This is a genomic window from Streptomyces sp. NPDC008121 (assembly GCF_042957155.1).
GTDB lineage: Bacteria > Actinomycetota > Actinomycetes > Streptomycetales > Streptomycetaceae > Streptomyces.
In genome coordinates this window covers 13,380-32,671 of record NZ_JBIBHT010000008.1, presented here as the reverse complement: position 1 = coordinate 32,671, position 19,292 = coordinate 13,380, and the positions used below count along the sequence as shown (strand labels likewise).

At 71.6% G+C, this 19,292-nt stretch carries 18 protein-coding genes; 11 read left to right on the top strand and 7 right to left on the bottom strand.

Annotated elements, in window-relative coordinates:
- The first annotated feature begins 24 nt into the window (after positions 1-24).
- Both ACFZBD_RS25140 and ACFZBD_RS25135 read left to right on the top strand, forming a co-directional pair.
- Positions 25-756, top strand: coding sequence for a response regulator (locus ACFZBD_RS25140; RefSeq protein ID WP_391143443.1), 732 nt, complete (start codon positions 25-27; stop codon positions 754-756).
- Positions 753-2,186 carry an ATP-binding protein gene (locus tag ACFZBD_RS25135; RefSeq protein ID WP_391143441.1) on the top strand — a complete coding sequence of 478 codons (1,434 nt, stop codon included), beginning with the start codon at positions 753-755 and terminating at the stop codon, positions 2,184-2,186. The genes ACFZBD_RS25140 and ACFZBD_RS25135 overlap by 4 nt, the downstream gene beginning before the upstream one ends.
- On the opposite strand, the gene ACFZBD_RS25130 is transcribed toward ACFZBD_RS25135, so the two are convergent.
- Positions 2,151-3,017: a phosphatidylinositol-specific phospholipase C domain-containing protein gene (locus tag ACFZBD_RS25130; RefSeq protein WP_391143439.1), complete on the bottom strand. Its 867-nt coding sequence runs from the start codon at positions 3,015-3,017 to the stop codon at positions 2,151-2,153. The two genes, ACFZBD_RS25135 and ACFZBD_RS25130, sit on opposite strands and share 36 nt — an antisense overlap.
- A gap of 84 nt (positions 3,018-3,101) precedes the next feature.
- Positions 3,102-4,913, bottom strand: coding sequence for a 5'-nucleotidase C-terminal domain-containing protein (locus ACFZBD_RS25125; protein WP_391143437.1), 1,812 nt, complete (start codon positions 4,911-4,913; stop codon positions 3,102-3,104).
- Positions 4,914-5,022: 109 nt separating this feature from the next.
- Between ACFZBD_RS25125 and mshD the strand changes: the two genes are divergently transcribed.
- The 8 genes from mshD to pstB all read left to right on the top strand — a co-directional run bounded on the left by mshD (position 5,023) and on the right by pstB (position 14,775).
- Positions 5,023-5,949 carry a mycothiol synthase gene (gene mshD, locus ACFZBD_RS25120; protein WP_391143434.1) on the top strand — a complete coding sequence of 309 codons (927 nt, stop codon included), beginning with the start codon at positions 5,023-5,025 and terminating at the stop codon, positions 5,947-5,949.
- Between the two features lie 416 nt (positions 5,950-6,365).
- Positions 6,366-8,660, top strand: a complete 2,295-nt coding sequence (locus tag ACFZBD_RS25115) for an RNA degradosome polyphosphate kinase (protein WP_391143431.1) — start codon at positions 6,366-6,368, stop codon at positions 8,658-8,660.
- A 148-nt stretch (positions 8,661-8,808) separates the two neighbouring features.
- Positions 8,809-9,936, top strand: coding sequence for a CHAD domain-containing protein (locus ACFZBD_RS25110; RefSeq protein ID WP_391144343.1), 1,128 nt, complete (start codon positions 8,809-8,811; stop codon positions 9,934-9,936).
- Positions 9,933-10,331 (top strand): NUDIX domain-containing protein, encoded by a 399-nt coding sequence (locus ACFZBD_RS25105; RefSeq protein ID WP_391143428.1) that lies wholly within the window; start codon positions 9,933-9,935, stop codon positions 10,329-10,331. The genes ACFZBD_RS25110 and ACFZBD_RS25105 overlap by 4 nt, the downstream gene beginning before the upstream one ends.
- Before the next feature lie 242 nt (positions 10,332-10,573).
- A complete protein-coding gene (pstS, locus tag ACFZBD_RS25100) occupies positions 10,574-11,710 on the top strand; it encodes a phosphate ABC transporter substrate-binding protein PstS (protein WP_391143426.1) in 1,137 nt (378 codons plus the stop codon).
- 112 nt (positions 11,711-11,822) lie between these two features.
- Positions 11,823-12,800, top strand: a complete 978-nt coding sequence (gene pstC, locus ACFZBD_RS25095; RefSeq protein ID WP_391143424.1) for a phosphate ABC transporter permease subunit PstC — start codon at positions 11,823-11,825, stop codon at positions 12,798-12,800.
- Between the two features lie 91 nt (positions 12,801-12,891).
- A complete protein-coding gene (pstA, locus tag ACFZBD_RS25090; RefSeq protein ID WP_391143422.1) occupies positions 12,892-13,971 on the top strand; it encodes a phosphate ABC transporter permease PstA in 1,080 nt (359 codons plus the stop codon).
- Positions 13,972-13,998: 27 nt separating this feature from the next.
- Positions 13,999-14,775 (top strand): phosphate ABC transporter ATP-binding protein PstB, encoded by a 777-nt coding sequence (pstB, locus tag ACFZBD_RS25085; RefSeq protein WP_391143419.1) that lies wholly within the window; start codon positions 13,999-14,001, stop codon positions 14,773-14,775.
- A 126-nt stretch (positions 14,776-14,901) separates the two neighbouring features.
- Here the strand turns inward: pstB and ACFZBD_RS25080 are convergent, their stop codons facing one another.
- The gene (locus ACFZBD_RS25080; protein ID WP_391143417.1) at positions 14,902-15,900 is read right to left on the bottom strand and encodes an inorganic phosphate transporter; all 999 of its coding nucleotides are present in this window, start codon (positions 15,898-15,900) and stop codon (positions 14,902-14,904) included.
- Between the two features lie 5 nt (positions 15,901-15,905).
- Positions 15,906-16,526, bottom strand: a complete 621-nt coding sequence (locus ACFZBD_RS25075) for a DUF47 family protein (RefSeq protein WP_391143414.1) — start codon at positions 16,524-16,526, stop codon at positions 15,906-15,908.
- Positions 16,527-16,719: 193 nt separating this feature from the next.
- On the opposite strand from ACFZBD_RS25075, the gene ACFZBD_RS25070 reads away from it, so the two are divergent.
- Positions 16,720-17,079, top strand: coding sequence for a metal-sensing transcriptional repressor (locus tag ACFZBD_RS25070; RefSeq protein WP_391143412.1), 360 nt, complete (start codon positions 16,720-16,722; stop codon positions 17,077-17,079).
- Positions 17,080-17,147: 68 nt separating this feature from the next.
- Here ACFZBD_RS25070 and ACFZBD_RS25065 read toward each other — a convergent pair whose 3' ends face one another.
- The 3 genes from ACFZBD_RS25065 to ACFZBD_RS25055 form a co-directional block, all read right to left on the bottom strand.
- Complete coding sequence (locus tag ACFZBD_RS25065; protein WP_391143410.1) at positions 17,148-17,318, bottom strand: hypothetical protein; 171 nt, start codon at positions 17,316-17,318, stop codon at positions 17,148-17,150.
- A gap of 114 nt (positions 17,319-17,432) precedes the next feature.
- On the bottom strand, positions 17,433-18,248 hold the full coding sequence (locus ACFZBD_RS25060; RefSeq protein ID WP_391143408.1) for a hypothetical protein: 816 nt from the start codon (positions 18,246-18,248) through the stop codon (positions 17,433-17,435).
- Positions 18,249-18,542: 294 nt separating this feature from the next.
- Positions 18,543-19,259: a phosphatase PAP2 family protein gene (locus ACFZBD_RS25055; protein ID WP_391143405.1), complete on the bottom strand. Its 717-nt coding sequence runs from the start codon at positions 19,257-19,259 to the stop codon at positions 18,543-18,545.
- Between the last annotated feature and the right edge of the window lie 33 nt (positions 19,260-19,292).

Below are 19,292 nucleotides of genomic sequence, written 5' to 3'. Positions count from 1 at the left end.
GGCGAGCCGTGCGACGCTGGGGTCATGACAGGTCCGGTGAATGAAGGCGGCCGCATCCTCATCGTCGACGACGAGCCCGCCGTACGGGAAGCCCTGCGGCGCAGCCTCGCCTTCGAGGGGTACGGGACCGAGGAGGCCGTCGACGGGTTCGACGCCCTCGCGAAGATGGGGACGTACGCCCCCGATCTCGTCGTCCTCGACATCCAGATGCCCCGCATGGACGGCCTGACGGCGGCCCGCCGCATCCGCTCCTCCGGCTCCACCGTCCCGATCCTCATGCTGACGGCCCGCGACACGGTCGGCGACCGGGTCACCGGGCTCGACGCGGGCGCGGACGACTACCTGGTGAAACCCTTCGAGCTGGACGAGCTCTTCGCCAGGATCCGGGCCCTGCTGCGCCGCAGCTCGTACGCCGCGACGGCGGCCGGGGCCGCGGAACCGGCGGGCGACGTGCTGTCCTTCGGCGACCTGCGGATGGACCTGGCGACGCGCGAGGTGACCCGTGCCGGCCGGCCGGTGGAGCTGACCCGGACGGAGTTCACGCTCCTGGAGATGTTCCTCGCCCACCCGCGCCAGGTGCTGACCCGGGAGCAGATCCTGAAGGCCGTCTGGGGCTTCGACTTCGAGCCCAGCTCGAACTCGCTGGACGTGTACGTGATGTACCTCCGGCGCAAGACGGAGGCGGGCGGCGAACCGCGTCTGGTGCACACCGTGCGGGGCGTGGGCTATGTGCTGCGCGGCGGAGGACCGGAGTGAGCGGTCCGGTCGCCTGGTTCCGGTCGCGGCCGCTGCGGTCCCGGCTGGCGCTGCTCACGGCGCTGGCGGTGGCCCTCGCGGTGGCCGCGGTGTCGGCGGCGTGCTGGTTCGTGACCCGCGCGCAGCTGGAGGCGGAGATGGACTCGTCGCTGCGCGACAGCAGGCTGGACGAGCGCTCGGTGGGCAGTCTGATCCTCAACTGCGCCCAGAGCCGGGACACGGTCGTCCCGGCGACCGGCTCGGCGTACACCTGGCAGATCGTGCTGGCCGACGGCAAGGTCTGTACGTACGGCTCCTCGCCGATCCCCGTCCAGCCGGGCGATCTCGCGGTGGCGCGGGGCGAGGCGGCCTACGCGCTGCACACGACGAAGGCCGACAACGGCGTCGAGATGCGCGTCCACACCTATCCGCAGGACCCGCTGCGGGGCGGGATCGGCATCAGCATCGCCCGGCCGCTGGCGGAGATCGACAACTCGATGTCCACGCTCGGCTGGGTGCTGCTCCTGGTCTCCGGGATCGGGGTGGTCGGCGCGGGCGCGGCCGGGCTGTGGGTGGCGCGGGCCGGGCTGAAGCCGGTGGACCGGCTGACGGAGGCCGTCGAGCACGTGGCGCGGACGGAGGACCTGACGGTCCGCATCCCCGTCGAGGGCGAGGACGAGGTGGCCCGGCTGTCGCGCTCCTTCAACGCGATGACGGCGGCGCTGGCCACCTCGCGGGACCTGCAGGCGCAGTTGATCGCCGACGCGGGCCACGAGCTGCGCACCCCGCTGACCTCGCTGCGGACCAACATCGAGCTGCTGGTCCGCAGCGAGCAGACGGGCCGTGCGCTGCCCGCGGCGGACCGGGCCGCGCTGATGGCCTCGGTGAAGGCGCAGATGACGGAGCTGGCCGCGCTCATCGGCGACCTGCAGGAGCTGGCCCGTCCGGAGGCGGTGGAGCGGGGGCCGCTGGAGGTGGTGCCGCTGCACGGCATTCTGCGCTCGGCGCTCGACCGGGCCCGGCTGCGGGGGCCGGAGCTGACCTTCCGTACCGACCTGGCGCCCTGGTACGTACGGGCGGAGCCGGCGGCGCTGGAGCGGGCCCTGGTGAACGTCCTGGACAACGCGGTGAAGTTCTCGCCGCCGCGGGGCGTGGTGGAGGTGAGCCTGATGCGGGGCGAGCTGACGGTCCGCGACCACGGGCCGGGCATCCCGGCCGAGGAGCTGCCCCACGTCTTCGACCGCTTCTGGCGTTCGCCGTCGGCGCGCAGTCTGCCCGGGTCGGGCCTGGGGCTGTCGATCGTGGCCCGTACGGTCCAGCAGGCGGGCGGCACGGTGGCGTTGACGCCGGCGGAGGGCGGCGGCACGGCGGCGGTGATCAGCCTGCCGGGCGCGCCGACTCCCCCGCCGGACGGGTCAGTTGTGCCGGATGAGGGATTCGACGAGTCCTGAGCGGGTGGCGGGGAAGTCCAGCGGGACGATGCCGAGGCCCTTCCAGCCGGCGGCTTCCGCGCCGTCGAGGAAGGCGTGGACCCGGGGGTTGAGGCGGTCGGAGTTCCAGCGGGGCGGGAGATAGGCCGAGGTCGAGACGTAGTTGAGGAAGAGCTTGCCCGGCTGGCCGGCGGCCTTGCGGAAGTGGGACTCGATCTTCGGGTACTTGGCGCCCGGCTCGGCCATGTAGTCGTCCTGGATGTCGAAGAGCGCGCCGTCGCCGTAGCGGACTCCGGGCAGGCCGGCGTTGTCGGCGAGCAGGACGACCCGGCCGCGGGCCTCGCCGAGGGCGGGGATCCCGGCGCCGATGCGGAAGAGGGAGCGCCAGCCGCGCACGTCGAGGTAGTCGTCGAAGATCTGCCGGAAGGTGGCGTCGGAGTCCTCGGAGTACTCCTGTTTGACGCGCATGAGGACGGTCTCGGAGGGGTGGGCGGCGAGGAAGGCGCGGCAGGCGACGAGGACGTCGCCGAACATCATGTTCTGGTAGGCGGCGCCGTGGTGGATGGCGAAGGAGCCCCCGGTGACCCGGCAGCGGATGTCCAGGAAGCGGATTCCGCTGTCCAGCTGCTGGGCGATGGTGGTGTTCTGGCAGGCGGCCCAGAGGCCGCCGAACCGGGCGCCGGAGTCGTGGGTGCCGGGGATGGTGAGCTTCTGGAGCGGGGTGGGGTCGCCGTGGCCCGCCATCCAGTCCTGCGTCCCGAGGACACGGGAGCGCGCCCGGGCGGGCGGGGCTCCGATGAGGACGGTGGCGGTGGTCGCCGCGGCTCCCGCGAGAAAGCTTCGTCGGTCCATGGCACGCGAGTATGACGGGTACGCGTCAAACAACGCCAGAGAGAGGAGGCGGCCCGTCGAAACGGGCCGCCTCGTCCGCGGGTCCTACTGGACGACCGTGATCCGGTCCGCCGCCGGCACCGGCAGCGGGGAGGCGGCCGTCGAGTGGGCCGCCAGGTAGGCGTTGAAGAGGTCCAGGTCCGACGCGCCGACCAGCTTGTTCGTGCCGGCCGCCAGGGCCGGGAAGCCGTCGCCGCCGCCCGCGAGGAACTCGTTCATCGCGACCCGGTAGGTCTTCGCCGGGTCGATCGCCACGCCGTTCAGCTTGACCGAGCCGTCCACGACGCGGTCCGCGCCGCTCTTGGTCATGTCCAGCGTGTAGGTCAGGCCCCTGGAGACCTGCAGGATCTTGACCGAGGTCGCGTTCGCGCCACTGACCTGCTGCTTCAGCGCGGCCAGCAGGTTCGCGCCGGAGAGGTCCACGACGTTCATCATGTTGGTGAACGGCTGCACGGTGAAGGCCTCCCCGTACGTCACCACCCCGTCGCCCTCGGCGCCGGACGCCTTGTGCACCAGGTCCGCGCGGATACCGCCCGGGTTCATCAGGGCCAGCTGCGCGCCGCCCTTGTCCGCCGGGGCGAGGCCCTCCAGCTGGGCGTCGGCGATCAGGTCGCCGAGCGGCTTCTCGTACGCCGTCGAGCCGCGGCCGTTGATGTCGGCGGCGATCCAGCCCTGCGGCCGGTTCGCGACCGGGGCGGCCAGCGTGTTCCAGTCGCCGATCAGCTTGGTCATGTCCCCGGCCTTGGGCACGTCACGGGTGACGACGTGGTTGGCCGACGCGACCGTCGTCCGGACGATGTCCTTGGTGCGGCGGTCGTAGGTGAGCGTGGTGTCCGTGTACAGCTTGCCGAACGAGGACGCCGAGGTGACCAGACGCGGCTTGCCGGCCGGGTCCGGGACGGTGCACACGTACGCCTGGTGCGTGTGGCCGGTGACCAGCGCGTCGACCTGCGGGGTCACGTTCTTGGCGATCTCGGTGATCGGACCGGAGATGCCGTCGCCCGGGCCGGGGCTGTCGCAGTCGTAGTTGTACGCGGCCGAGGCGGGCGCGCCGCCCTCGTGGACCAGGGCGACGATGGACTTGACGCCCTTGCGCTCCAGGATCTTGGCGTACTTGTTGATCGTCTCGACCTCGTCGCCGAACTTCAGGCCCTTGACGCCCTCGGCGGTGACGATGTTCGGGGTGCCCTCCAGGGTCACGCCGATGAAGCCGATCCTGACGCCGTTCCGCTCCCAGACGAAGTACGGGTCGAGCAGCGGCTTCCCCGTCTTCTCCTTCGTCACGTTGGCGGCGAGGTACGGGAAGTCGGCGCCACGGAACTTCTTGCCCGGCGCGGCACAGCCGGAGACCGGGTGGCAGCCGCCGTTCTGCATCCGGGCCAGCTCGCGCGCGCCCTCGTCGAACTCGTGGTTGCCCACCGAGGTGACGTCGAGGTCCATCTTGTTCAGCGCCTCGATGGTCGGCTCGTCATGGAAGAGCCCCGAGAGCAGCGGCGAGCCGCCGATCATGTCACCCGCCGCGGCGGTGATGGAGTAACGATTCCCCTGACGCGCCTGGCGCAGGTGCGTGGCGAGGTACTCCACGCCGCCCGCGTCGATCTTCGAGGTGGTCCCGTCCTCGTGGAGGTGGGTGACCTGGCCGGAGGAGCCGGCCGGCGGCTCCAGATTGCCGTGCAGATCGTTGAAGGAGAGCAGCTGGACGTCGACGGTCCGGCCCCAGCCGTGGCCGTACGACCGGTCCCGGTCCTGGGCCGCGCCGGCCGGCATCGCGGCCACCAGCGCGCCGACGGTGGCAAGTCCCGCACCGGCGGCGAGAATCCGCCGCCTCGCCCTGTTCTTCTTCGGTGTCGCTGACATCGCTCCCCTTGGTTCCTGTGAGTCAGTCTGCCGCGCAGCCTAGAGTCAACGCGCGTAGCGCAACAGGGGGTAGTGGGTTACGACTCGGTTGATTCCGTAGGCTCGCACCATGACTTCTGACGTGGCGCCGGCCCTCGAACCCGGCCGGCAGATCCATACCCTCGACGAGCTCTCCCCCGGGCAGGTCCAGGACGTGTTCGCCCTGCTGGAAGCCGCTGAGCACTCGGACGGCATGCACGCCGTGTCCGAGCAGGGGCGGCTGTACCTGCGCCGCGGCAGCCGCGAGGGCGTGCGGCACTTCCTGCTCACGGTCGGCCCCCACCTCTACGGCTACGCCCAGCTGGAGGACACCGACCCGGTGGAGGCCCCGGCGGCCGAGCTGGTCGTCCACCCCTCGCACCGCGGCCGCGGGCACGGCCGGGCGCTCGGCACGGCGCTGCTGGCCGCCTCGGGGAAGCGGCTGCGGGTGTGGGCGCACGGCGGGAAGTCGGCCGCGCGGCACCTGGCCCAGGTCCTCGGCCTGACCCTCTTCAGGGAACTGCGCCAGCTCCGCCGGCCCTTGGTGCCGCTCGACATCCCCGAGCCGGTGCTGCCCGAGGGCGTCACCGTCCGGACGTTCGTCCCCGGCCAGGACGACGCGGCCTGGCTGGCGGCGAACGCGGCCGCCTTCGCCCACCACCCCGAGCAGGGCTCGCTCACCCAGCGCGACCTGGACGACCGGATCGCCGAGCCCTGGTTCGACCCGAAGGGCTTCTTCCTCGCGGAGAAGGAGGGCCGGCTGATCGGCTTCCACTGGACGAAGGTGCACGCCGAGGAGCAGCTCGGCGAGGTGTACGTGGTCGGCATCCTGCCGGACGCCCAGGGCGGCGGCCTCGGCAAGGCGCTCACCGCGATCGGACTGCGGCACCTCGCGGCGCAGACCCTGCCGACGGCGATGCTCTACGTGGACGCCGACAACACGGCGGCCGTGACGGTGTACGAACGGCTGGGCTTCGTCACACACGAGGTGGACCTCATGTACCGCACGGAGTCCTGAGGTCCGGGGCCCGCCGGGTCCCCCCGAAACCCCGCCGAACAGGGGGCGGTTGACCTCCGCGCGCGGGGCGGTTCCGGGCGGGGCGGGCCGTGGCGGGGCGGAACCATACGGCCGGTCCGGCGCCGGGCGGGCCGGGCCCGGGCGGGGCGGACCGTGGCGGGCGCGGGGCCGGCCCCCGCCTGCCCGCCCGGGCCCGCCATCGCCCCGCCGCCGCCCCGCCACGGTCCGCTCGCCGATCCGCCGCCGATCCCCGGACGACACGTCCCCGTTACCGGCCATTCAGACGCGCTTGCGACGCTCACGCAATGAAGCCCGCCGCGCACGCGCCCCGCCAGGCGCTCCCGAAAGGGAGACTTCCCTCCACCGCGGCCCGCTCCGACGCGCTTGACCAGCCCTTCGCGCGGAAGAATGGGGCCATGAGCCAGCAGCCCGCCGAGGTCCCGGTCCAGCCCTCCGCACAGCCGTCCGCGACGCCGACCCCGCACGGTCAGAACGCCCCTCACGGCCAGAGCGGCCGGAACGGCCAGCCGACCGTCGGATCCATAGCCGCGCACCGCCCCCACGCCGTCCAGCCGGGCCCGGTCTCCGACCTCGCCCCCGACCTGGACGCCGATCCGGACGCGTACGAGGACGACGGCGCCACCGGCGAGCTGCCCCAGGGCCGCTTCCTGGACCGCGAGCGCAGCTGGCTCGCGTTCAACGAGCGGGTCCTGGAACTGGCCGAGGACCCCGCCACCCCCCTCCTCGAACGGGCTAATTTCCTCGCCATCTTCGCGTCGAACCTCGACGAGTTCTTCATGGTCCGCGTCGCCGGCCTCAAGCGCCGTATCGCCACCGGCGTCGCGACCCGTTCCGCCTCCGGCCTCCAGCCCCGGGAGGTCCTCGACCTCATCTGGACCCGGTCCCGCGAGCTGATGGCCCGGCACGCCGCCTGCTTCCAGCAGGACGTCGCCCCGGCCCTCGCCGACGAGGGCGTCCACCTCATCCGCTGGCCCGAGCTGACCGAGAAGGAGCAGGCCCGGCTCTTCACCCTGTTCCGGCAGCAGATCTTCCCCGTCCTCACCCCGCTGGCCGTCGACCCCGCGCACCCCTTCCCGTACATCTCCGGCCTCTCCCTCAACCTCGCCGTGGTCGTCCGCAACCCCGTCAGCGGTCACCGCCACTTCGCGCGCGTCAAGGTCCCGCCGCTGCTCTCCCGCTTCCTGGAGGCCTCCCCGCAGCGGTACGTCCCCCTCGAGGACGTCATCGCCGCACACCTGGAGGAGCTGTTCCCCGGCATGGAGGTGCTGGCCCACCACATGTTCCGGGTGACCCGGAACGAGGACCTGGAGGTCGAGGAGGACGACGCCGAGAACCTGCTCCAGGCGCTGGAGAAGGAACTGATGCGCCGCCGCTTCGGACCCCCGGTCCGGCTGGAGGTCGAGGAGTCCATCGACCCGTACGTCCTCGACCTCCTCGTCCGCGAGCTGAAGGTCTCCGACGCCGAGGTCTATCCGCTGCCCGGACCGCTCGACCTGACCGGCCTCTTCGGCATCGCCTCCCTGGACCGGCCCGAGCTGAAGTTCCCGAAGTACGTCGCCGGGACCCACCGGGACCTCTCCGAGGTCGAGTCCGCCTCCGCGCCGGACATATTCGCCGCGCTGCGCGAGCGGGACGTCCTGCTCCACCACCCGTACGACTCCTTCTCGACCTCCGTCCAGGCGTTCCTGGAGCAGGCGGCCGGCGACCCGGACGTCCTGGCGATCAAGCAGACGCTGTACCGCACCTCGGGCGACTCGCCGATAGTCGACGCGCTGATCGACGCCGCCGAGTCCGGCAAGCAGGTCCTCGTCCTCGTCGAGATCAAGGCCCGCTTCGACGAGCAGGCCAACATCAAGTGGGCGCGCAAGCTGGAGGAGGCCGGCTGCCACGTCGTCTACGGCCTCGTCGGCCTCAAGACGCACTGCAAGCTCTCCCTCGTCGTCCGGCAGGAGGGCGAGCTGCTGCGCCGCTACTCCCACGTCGGCACCGGCAACTACCACCCCAAGACGGCCCGGCTCTACGAAGACCTCGGCCTGCTCACCGCCGACCCGCAGGTCGGCGCGGACCTCTCCGACCTGTTCAACCGGCTCTCCGGCTACTCCCGCCGCGAGACCTACCGCCGGCTCCTCACCGCCCCGAAGTCCCTGCGGGACGGGCTGGTCTCGCGGATCCACAAGGAGATCGTCCACCACCGGGCCGGGCGGCCCGCCTACGTCCGCATCAAGGTCAACTCGCTGGTCGACGAGGCCGTCATCGACGCCTGCTACCGCGCGGCGCAGGCGGGCGTGCCGGTCGACATCTGGGTGCGGGGCATCTGCGCGGTACGGCCCGGGGTCGCCGGCCTCTCCGAGAACATCCGGGTCCGCTCGATCCTCGGCCGCTTCCTGGAGCACTCCCGGATCTTCGCCTTCGGCAACGGCGGCGACCCGGAGGTCTGGTTCGGCAGTGCCGACATGATGCACCGCAACCTCGACCGGCGCATCGAGGCCCTGGTACGGGTCGCCGACCCGGCCCACCGGGCCGCCCTCACCCGGCTCCTGGAGACCGGGATGTCCGACACGACCTCCTCCTGGCACCTCGGCCCGGACGGGAACTGGACGCGGCACGCGACCGACCCGGAGGGCCAGCCGCTACGGCACGTCCAGGAGATGCTCATCGACGCGCGGAGGCGCAGGCGTGCCCAAACCTGACCACGACCTCACCCCGGAAGGCCCGGCGGCCCCTTCGCCCGGCCTCCCCACGCCGGCGGACACCGCGGCGGACGGCGGCGGCCGGGCCACGGCGAACGCCGACACGGACGGCGGCGGCCGAGCCGCCCCCGGCACCGACACCGGCCGGATGACGAGGGCGGCCCTCACCGCCCCGCCGGCCGGACTCGCGACCGCGGTCACCGGCGGCGTCCCGGCCGGCGCTCGCGCCGGACTCGCCCCAGGGGCCGCCGCGGGGCCGGGCAGCGCCGGGCTCCCGGCGGGGCACGGCAGCGTGATCGGTACGGGTGTCACCGCGGGCGTCACCGCCGGCGAGGTCCTCTCCCCCTACCTCCACGCCCGGGCCGCCGACTTCCTGCGCGCCTTGCGGCTCCACGCCGAGCGGGGCGCGGACACCACCGGCGCCGAGGAGGCGGCCTGGTCGCTGCGGGCCGCCGCGCGCAGGATCAGCGGGACCCTGCACACCTTCCGGCCGCTCCTCGACGCCCCGTGGGCCGACCAGCTCCGCACCGAGCTCGCCTGGCTCTCCGGCACCCTGGCCCTGGAGCACGCCTGCACCTCGCGCCTGGTCCGGCTGGTGGACGCGCTGTCCCGCCTCTCGCACGGCGGCGGTCCCGTACCGGCGGCGCGGGGCGCGGACACGGCGGGCCTCAGCGTCGGCGCCGCCCGCGCCGGCGCCCTCCTCGAACGTCAGCTCACCCTCGCCCGTACCCGCGCCCACTCGGCCGCGCTCCAGGCGCTCGGCTCCTCCCGCTTTCACGCCGTCGCGGACGCGGTCGCGCTCCTGGCCTCCGAGGTCCCGCTGGGTCCCGCGGCCGCGGCCCCTGCGCTGGAGGTCCTGGACACGCCGGCCGAGACCGTCGAGCGCCGGCTCCACGACGCCGTGGCGGCCCTGCCGCTGGCCCGGGCGGCCCACCCGTACAACGCCGACGCCCTCGCCCTCGCCACCGGCGAGTCCCAGGACGCGCCCTGGCACCAGACCCGGCTCCTGCTGCGCCTGCACCGGTACGCCTGCGAGGTCCTGCACGGGGGCAGCGGACCGGACCCCGTCCTGTACGAGGCGGGTCGCGCGCTCGACCGCCACCGCGACGCCTCCGAGGCGGCCGCCGCCGCGGCCACGGCGGCCCGCACCCCCCGCATCGCCCCGGCCACCGCCTACGCCCTGGGCGTCCTCCACGCCGACCAGCGCCACGAGGTCGAGGCGGCCAGGTTCACCTTCCAGCGGACCTGGCACAGAGCGACGGCGGCCGTCCCGTGATCAGGGCCGCGGGCGGGGTGCTGTGGCGGCCGGACGCGTCGGGCCGCGGCGTGGAGATCGCCCTCGTCCACCGGCCGAAATACGACGACTGGTCCCACCCGAAAGGGAAGCTGAAGCCGGGCGAGACGATCCGGGAGTGCGCGCTCCGCGAGATCATGGAGGAGACCGGACAGGCGTGTGAGCTGGGCCGTCGCCTCCCGACGCTCCGCTACGTCGCGAACGGCCGCCCGAAGGAGGTCGTGTACTGGTCGGCGCGCGCCCTGGGCGGCACGTTCACGCCCAGCCGCGAGGTCGACCGGCTCCTGTGGCTGGCACCGCCCTCGGCCCGCGCCCGCCTCACCCAGCCGAGAGACCGCGACCTCCTCGACGCCCTGCTCGCCACGACGGCCCGCTGAGGCGTGTTTCGAAGGCCCCTCTCGTGCTCCCCGCACCCCTTCCCGCCACCCCGCACCGGGGCTTACGGCACGGTTCACCTGCCGTTCACTCTCCTCGGTCGACGGCTTCACCTGTTCTGCCTAATTTCGGCCGTACAAGATGCTCGCTCACCGCGCCGCATCCTCGACCCCGACACACGCCGCCGTACAAACGATGAGGACACCCGGTCCCCGTGGGCGGCTTCTGGAAGGAACACCCGACAGTGAAGCTTTCGCGCAAGAACGGGCTTCGCGCCTCCGCGATCGGTGCCCTCGTCGTCTCCGGCGCCCTGGTCCTCTCGGCGTGTGGTTCGGACGACAACACCGGCACGACCCCGACCGGCGACAAGACCTCCGCCGCGGCGTCGAACGTCAAGTGCGACGGCGCCAAGGGCCAGCTCCTGGCCGCCGGGTCCAGCGCGCAGAAGAACGCCATGGACCTGTGGGTCAAGAACTTCCAGGCCGCCTGCTCCGGCGTCGAGGTCAACTACCAGGCCATCGGGTCCGGCGGCGGCATCACCAAGTTCAACCAGGGCCAGGTCGCCTTCGCCGGCTCCGACTCCGCGCTGAAGGAGGAGGAGGTCGCCGAGTCGCAGAAGATCTGCAAGAGCGGCAAGGGCATCAACCTCCCGATGGTCGGCGGCCCCATCGCCATCGGCTACAAGCTGGACGGCGTCGACAACCTCGTCCTGGACGCCCCCACCCTCGCCAAGATCTTCGACACGAAGATCAAGAAGTGGAACGACCCGGCGATCGCCAAGCTCAACCCGGGCGTCAAGCTGCCGGACTCCACCATCCAGGCCTTCCACCGCTCCGACGAGTCGGGCACCACCCAGAACCTGGGCAAGTACCTCTCCGAGGCCGCCCCGGCCGACTGGAAGCACGACCCGAAGACGAAGTCGTGGCCCGCCCCCGGCGGCCAGGCCGCCAACGGCTCCTCCGGCGTCGCCACCGCGGTCAAGGACGCCGAGGGCTCCATCGGCTACTTCGAGCTCTCCTACGCCACCGCCAACAAGATCTCCACGGTCGACCTGAACACCGGCGCCTCCGCCCCGGTCGAGGCCACCTCCGCCAACGCCTCCAAGGCCATCGCCGCCGCCAAGGTCAAGGGCACCGGCAGCGACATGGCCCTCTCCCTCGACTACGCCACCAAGGCCGAGGGCGCCTACCCGCTCATCCTCGTCACCTACGAGATCGCCTGCGACAAGGGCAACAAGGCGGAGACCCTGCCGACCCTGAAGGCGTTCCTCAACTACACCGTCAGCGAGGAGGGCCAGAAGGTCCTCACCGACGCCGGCTACGCCCCGCTCCCGGCCGAGATCGCGACCAAGGTCCGCGAGATCGTCCCCACCCTGTCCTGATCCCCGGCCGGGACCGGCCCGTCAGCCACACCGACGGGCCGGCCCCGGCATCCGGTGCACCGCCGCCAGGAACCCGTACGCACGTACCGGCTCCGCAGACCGGAGAGACCCGATGGTTACGACAAGCCCACCACCCATACGTGAAAGCGGCCGCGCCAAGGGCGCGACCCGCCCCGGCGACAAGGTCTTCCTCGGCCTGTCCCGCGGCTCCGGCATCACCCTCCTGGTGATCATGGCCGCGATCGCGGTCTTCCTCACCTACCGCGCCGTCCTCGCCATCTCGCAGGACTCCACGAACTTCCTCACCACCTCCGAGTGGAACCCCTCCGGCCAGCCGCCGGTCTTCGGCATCGCCGTCCTCGCCTTCGGCACGGTCGTCTCGTCGGTCATCGCCATGGTCATCGCCGTGCCGGTCGCCATCGGCATCGCGCTGTTCATCTCGCACTACGCGCCGCGCAGGCTCGCCAAGCCGCTCGCGTACGTCGTCGACCTGCTCGCCGCCGTCCCCAGCATCATCTACGGCCTGTGGGGCGCCATCTTCCTCGTCCCCTATCTGGCCGGGCTGAACGAATGGCTCGACCACTACATGGGCTGGACGTACCTCTTCGACAAGTCCAGCGACGGCCCCGCCCGCTCGCTGTTCACCGTCGGCATCCTGCTGGCGATCATGATCCTGCCGATCATCACCAACGTGACCCGCGAGGTCTTCCTCCAGGTCCCGAAGATGCACGAAGAGGCCGCCCTCGCCCTCGGCGCCACGCGCTGGGAGGTCATCCGCATGTCGGTCCTCCCCTTCGGGCGCTCCGGCATCATCTCGGCCTCCATGCTCGGCCTGGGCCGCGCCCTCGGCGAGACGATGGCCGTGGCGGTCGTCCTCTCCCCCAGCTTCCTCATCTCGGGGCACCTCCTCGACCCCGGCGGCGGCACCTTCGCCCAGAACATCGCGGCGAAGTTCAACGAGGCCAACGAGTTCGGCCGCGACGCCCTGATCGCCTCCGGCCTCGTCCTCTTCGCCATCACCCTGCTGGTCAACGGCGCGGCCCGGTGGATCATCGGCCGCCGCAAGGAGTACTCGGGGGCCAACGCGTGAGCGACGCACTCGCGGCCCGCCGGCCGCAGACCACAGCGAAAGCCGCACCTTCGCACCGCGTCGGCGGAGAAGCCACGGTTGGGGGCACAGCATGAGCAACGCCGTACAGGACCGTCCGCCGGTGGCGACCGCCGTCGTGCGCCACGACCCGCTGCGCCACGCCCGCCTCCCGCGCTGGACCCCGGCCGCCATCGCCGTCGGGTCGATCGCCGCCGCCGTCGGCCTCGGACTCGCCGCCGGCTGGCACAGCCGGATCCAGTGGGGTCTGATCGCCGCGCTCCTCTTCGTCCTCGCCACGTACGCGATCACCTCCAAGGTGGAGGGCAGCCGCCAGGCCAAGGACCGCGTCGCCACCAGCCTCGTCTGGGTCTGCTTCGTCCTGGCCGTCATCCCGCTGCTCTCCCTCGCCTGGGTCACGATCAGCAAGGGCATGGCCGTCCTCGACCCGTACTTCCTCTCCCACTCGATGAACGGCGTCCTCGACGCCGAGGCCGGCGGCGGTGTCTACCACGCCCTGCTCGGCACCATCGAGCAGGTCGGCATCGCCACCCTGATCGCCGCGCCGATCGGCCTGCTGACCGCCGTCTACCTCGTCGAGTACGGCGGCGGGAAGCTGTCCCAGGCCGTCACCTTCTTCGTCGACGTCATGACGGGCATCCCGTCGATCGTCGCCGGCCTGTTCATCCTCGCCACCTGGTACCTGATGCTGGGCTTCGGCCCCTCGGGCTTCGCCGGCGCGATGGCGCTCGCCATCCTGATGATGCCGGTCGTGGTCCGCTCCACCGAGGAGATGCTCAAGCTCGTCCCGAACGAGCTGCGCGAGGCCTCCCTCGCCCTCGGCATCCCCAAGTGGCGCACGATCCTGAAGGTGGTCCTGCCCACCGCGATCGGCGGCATCACCACGGGCGTCATGCTCGCGGTCGCCCGCATCACCGGTGAGACGGCCCCCGTGCTGCTCCTCGTGTTCGGTACGAAGCTGATCAACCCGAACCCCTTCGAAGGCGCCCAGTCCTCGCTGCCGCTCTACGTGTACGAGCAGTACGCGGTCGGCACCGACGCCGCCGTGGCCCGCGCCTGGGCCGCCGCGCTCGTCCTGATCGCCTTCGTCATGATCCTCAACCTGGTGGCCCGCGGCATCGCCCGCTGGAAGGCCCCGAAGACCGGCCGCTGACCGCGGCCACCTTGGAAGTGAACTGATATGGCCAAGCGAATCGACGTCAGCGGCCTCTCCGCCTACTACGGCGCCCACAAGGCGATCGACGACATCTCCATGACCGTGGAGCCCCGCTCGGTGACGGCCTTCATCGGCCCCTCCGGCTGCGGCAAGTCCACGTTCCTGCGCACCCTGAACCGGATGCACGAGGTCACCCCCGGTGGCCGCGTCGAGGGCAAGGTGATGCTGGACGACGAGAACCTGTACGGCTCCCACGTCGACCCGGTCGCCGTGCGCCGCACGGTCGGCATGGTGTTCCAGCGCCCCAACCCCTTCCCCACCATGTCGATCTTCGACAACGTGGCGGCGGGCCTGCGCCTCAACGGCTCGTACAAGAAGTCCCAGCTCAACGAGATCGTCGAGCGCTCCCTCAAGGGCGCCAACCTCTGGAACGAGGTCAAGGACCGCCTGAACAAGCCGGGCTCCGGCCTCTCCGGCGGTCAGCAGCAGCGACTCTGCATCGCCCGCGCGATCGCGGTCGAGCCCGAGGTCCTGCTGATGGACGAGCCCTGCTCGGCCCTCGACCCGATCTCCACGCTCGCGATCGAGGACCTGATCGGCGAGCTGAAGGAGCGCTTCACGATCGTCATCGTGACGCACAACATGCAGCAGGCGGCGCGCGTCTCGGACCGTACGGCCTTCTTCAACCTGGCCGCGGTGGGCCAGCCCGGCAAGCTGATCGAGCTGGACGACACCGAGCGCATCTTCTCCAACCCGAGCGTCCAGGCGACCGAGGACTACATCTCCGGCCGCTTCGGATAGCCCCTGGACCATGCGGCCCGGCCGCGTGGCGTCCTGCGGTGCTGCATGGCGGTGCCACCGCACGGCGAAGGGCCCGGCTCCCCCACAGGGGAGCCGGGCCCACACACGTTCCGGGTGCTTCCGGGGTCAGCCGAAGAACAGCTGGACGACGTAGAAGCTGACCGCCGCGACCAGGGCGGCGGCCGGCATGGTGATGAACCATCCCATGATGATGTTCTTGGCGACGCCCCAGCGCACGGCGTTCACCCGCTTCGTCGCCCCCACGCCCATGATCGCCGAGGTGATCACGTGCGTCGTCGAGATCGGCGCGTGGAAGAGGAACGCCGAGCCGAACATGATCGACGCACCCGTCGTCTCCGCCGCGAAGCCCTGCGGCGGGTCCAGCTCGATGATCTTCCGGCCCAGGGTGCGCATGATCCGCCAGCCGCCCGCGTAGGTGCCCAGCGACAGCATCACGGCGCACGCGATCTTCACCCACACCGGGATGTCGTCGCCGGCCTGCTGCACATCGGCGATGACCAGCGCCATCACCACGATGCCCATCGTCTTCTGGGCGTCCTGCAGACCGTGACCGAGCGCCATACCGGCCGCCGACACCGTCTGCGCGATACGGAAGCCGCGCTTCGCCTTGTGCGGGTTCGACTTGCGGAAGATCCACATGATCAAGCACATGACCAGGTAACCGGCGACCAGGCCGACGACCGGCGAGATGAACATCGGGATGACGACCTTGTCGAGGACGCCGCCCCAGATGACCTCCGTGCCGCCCGCCAGCGCCGCGCCCACCATGCCGCCGAACAGGGCGTGCGAGGAGGAGGACGGCAGACCGAAGTACCAGGTGACCAGGTTCCAGATGATCGCGCCGACGAGCGCGGCGAAGAGGATGCCCATCCCCTTGTCGCCGTGCGGCGTCTCGATCAGGCCCTCGCTGACCGTCTTGGCGACCCCGCTGCCGAGGAACGCGCCCGCGAGGTTCATCACCGCGGCCATCGCCAGCGCCGCCCGCGGGGTCAGCGCCCGGGTCGAGACGGAGGTGGCGATCGCGTTGGCGGAGTCGTGGAAGCCGTTCGTATACGTGAAGCCGAGCGCGACACCGATGGTCACGATCAGGGCAAAGGTGTCCACGAAGCTCAGGACTCCTTGACCGCGATGGTCTCCACCGTGTTCGCCACGTGCTCGAAGGCGTCGGCCGCCTCCTCCAGCACATCCACGATCTGCTTGAGCTTCAGGACCTCCATGGCGTCGTACTTGCCGTTGAAGAGGTGGGCGAGCAGCTTGCGGTGGATCTGGTCGGCCTGGTTCTCGAGACGGTTGATCTCGATCCAGTACTCGGTGAGGTTCTCCATGGTCCGCAGGTGCGGCATGGCCTCCGCGGTCAGCTCGGCCGCCCGGGACAGGACCTCGATCTGCTGCTCGACGCCCTTGGGCAGCTCCTCGACGTTATAGAGGACGACCAGGTCGACGGCCTCCTCCATGAAGTCCATGATGTCGTCGAGGGAGGACGCGAGGCTGTAGATGTCCTCGCGGTCGAAGGGCGTGATGAACGAGGAGTTCAGCTGGTGGAAGATCGCGTGGGTGGCGTCGTCACCGGCGTGTTCCGCTGCCCGCATCCGCTCCGCGATCTCGGCCCGGGCGGAGGATTCCGCTCCGAGCAGTTCCATGAGGAGCTTCGAGCCCGTGACGATGTTGTCCGCGGACGCGGCGAACATGTCGTAGAAGCTCGTCTCCCTGGGGGTCAGACGAAATCGCACGTGGGGTCCTCGGGGTACTGGGTTTCGGTCAGGCTGATGCTAGGCGCATCATCCGGCCACGGCTAACCGGCGTCCCTTCAGTGTCGCCCATCAGGCACAGTGATCTGCACGGGCCCCCGCCGGGATCGGCGAAGCTCGGTACCATATACCCACGAGGGGTATACCAACCCTTTATGGACAACGGGAGGACGCGATGACGACCACCGAGGCGGACCAGGTCACCACCGAGGCCGTCGAGCCGACCGTCACGCCGGCCGACCACGACCACGGCGTGCACGGCTACCACAAGCAGAAGGACGAGCACCTCAAGCGGCTCCGCCGGATCGAGGGGCAGATCCGCGGTCTGCAGCGGATGGTCGACGAGGACGTCTACTGCATCGACATACTCACCCAGGTCTCGGCCTCCACGAAGGCCCTGCAGTCCTTCGCGCTCCAGCTCCTCGAGGAGCACCTGCGCCACTGCGTCGCCGACGCGGCGCTCAAGGGCGGCGACGAGATCGAGGCGAAGGTCGAGGAGGCCACGAAGGCCATCGCCCGGATGATGCGGACCTGAGCGGCCCCGGGGCGGGCGGCGGGCTCCGGGCCGGATACCCCGCCGGCCAGGGCCGGCGGGGCGGCCGGTCAGCGGTCCTGCTCGGCGGAGACCCGCAGCACCTCGTCGATGCGGTCGGCGCTGAGGCGCTCCCCGTCGGCTGCCGACGCCGCGATGATCAGCTCACCGCACAGCTCGATCTCGGCGAGTGCGACGCGGTCCTGCTCGATGGGCAATGTCGCGGTACGGGGCGGAGCCACGCGCTGTCACCTCTTCCTGCCGGCGTCGGTCTCCCAGCGTAGGGAGCGCGCCACGCACCGCGCATGACACGTCCGGACCATTTGAGGGCGCCCTCGTGGCCTACGACCGCCCCGTCACCCCTTGATCCGCCCGGCGTAGAGGTCCTTCCGGGCCGGCAGGCGTACGTCGACGGGGGTGCCGAATCCGTACAGCAGGGTGGTCGAGGCGACCGCGACCGTGCGCCCCTGGTTGGTGAAGCTGAACTGGTGCCGGACCTTGCGCAGCCGCCCGTCGTGGTCGAGGTACGCGTCGAAGGGCACGGTGTCCTTGGCGAACCCTTTCGCCGCCGCGGCGAGCGCCCCGCGCACCTGCGGGGACGCGGTGCGGGCGGCGGCCGCGATGTCGGCGGTCCCGCGGTAGTGGCCGACTTTCACCCCTGCCAGATCGACCTCGCCGACGTAGGTCACCCGCTGCGCGCCGCGCAGCAGCTCGGCGGCGGCCGCCGGGTCGGTGGCGCCGCCCGTGACGAGGTTGCCGTCGTCGAGGGTGGTCGTGTCGACGCGGACCCACTTGTCGGCGGGGACCCCGGCGCCGCGGTTCTTCATGTAGAGGGCGCCGGGGCTGAGGAGCTCGGTGATGGGCCGGTGCTCGCTGGCTCCGGCGGCGTCCTTGGGCAGGACGACCTCCAGCCGGCCGGTGCGCCTGCGGAAGTCGTAGCCGCCCTCGCCGCGGATGGTCACGCGGGTCCCGCCGGCCGCCATCTCCATGGAGGTGGTCGCCTTGGACGTCCCGGCCCGGGCCAGCACGTCGGCCGCGCCGCGCACGGTCGCCGTGGGGTCGCCGCCGGGCTTGGCGTCGGCGGGGGCGGAACACCCACTCGCCGCCGCCCCGACCAGAGCGGCGGCGACGGCGATCGCCCCGGTTCCGCGTCCGTACCTCCGCACCACCATCGCCTGCCAACCCCCAACGCCGTGCCGCTGCTTGCCGGGACCGCCCGACGGGATAACGACGGTCCCGGCGCGCCGTCACGCGCAGTACGGTGGTGAGGTGCACGAGCAGGCTCCGCATCACACGACCACGACGGAACGCGGCTCCTTCGCGATAGCCCGCTGCGGCTGCGGTTGGACGGGCCCGGCCCGGCGATCACGCGAACGGGCCCGCACGGACGCGGAGGCCCACACGGCTGCCCCAGTGGCGAGAGGCGACCGCCAGACGGCCGGGTGACGGAACCGTCCGGTCGCCGCCTAGGCGGCGAGGTCGCTCTCGCCCGAGCCGGAGCCGATCCGGGGCTCGGCGATGCCGAGGGTCTCGGGGACCGGGCAGCGCTCGGCGGCGCGCCGGGAGCGGACGAGGCGGGCGCCGTACGACGAGCGGGCGACGGCGGAGACGACCGGCGTCAGCAGGGCGTGGGCGAGCGGGGCGAGGAGCAGGGCCACCGCCGTACCGAGCGCGAAGCCGCCGATGACGTCGGTGGGGTAGTGCACGCCCATGTAGACGCGGCAGAAGCCCTCGGCGAAGGCCAGGGCGATGGCGGCGAGGCCGAACTTGCGGTGGGCGACGAAGAGCCCGACGCCGATGGCCATCGCCATGGTGGCGTGGTCGCTGACGAAGGAGAAGTCGGTCTTGCCGCCGATGAGGACTTCGAGGCCCTGGTGGTCGTTGAAGGGTCTGGGGCGCTCGACGAAGCCCCGGATGGGGATGTTGACGAGGAGGGCGACACCGGCGGCGAGGGGGGCCCAGACGAGGCCCACGACGCCGGAGACGGACTCGGCGAGGGTGCCGCGCCTGCGGACGCTCACCCAGCACCAGAGGGCGACGAGGACGAGGCCGAGCATGATGCCGTACTCGCCGACGAACTCCATGACGCGGTCGAACCACGGCGGCGCGTCCTTGGCCAGTCCGTTGATGTCGTAGAGCAGGCCGACATCGGGGTTCGAACCGTCCGATGCGAGTCCAGCCATCTGCCGCGGCCCCTTGCCTTGTCATGTGAGTCG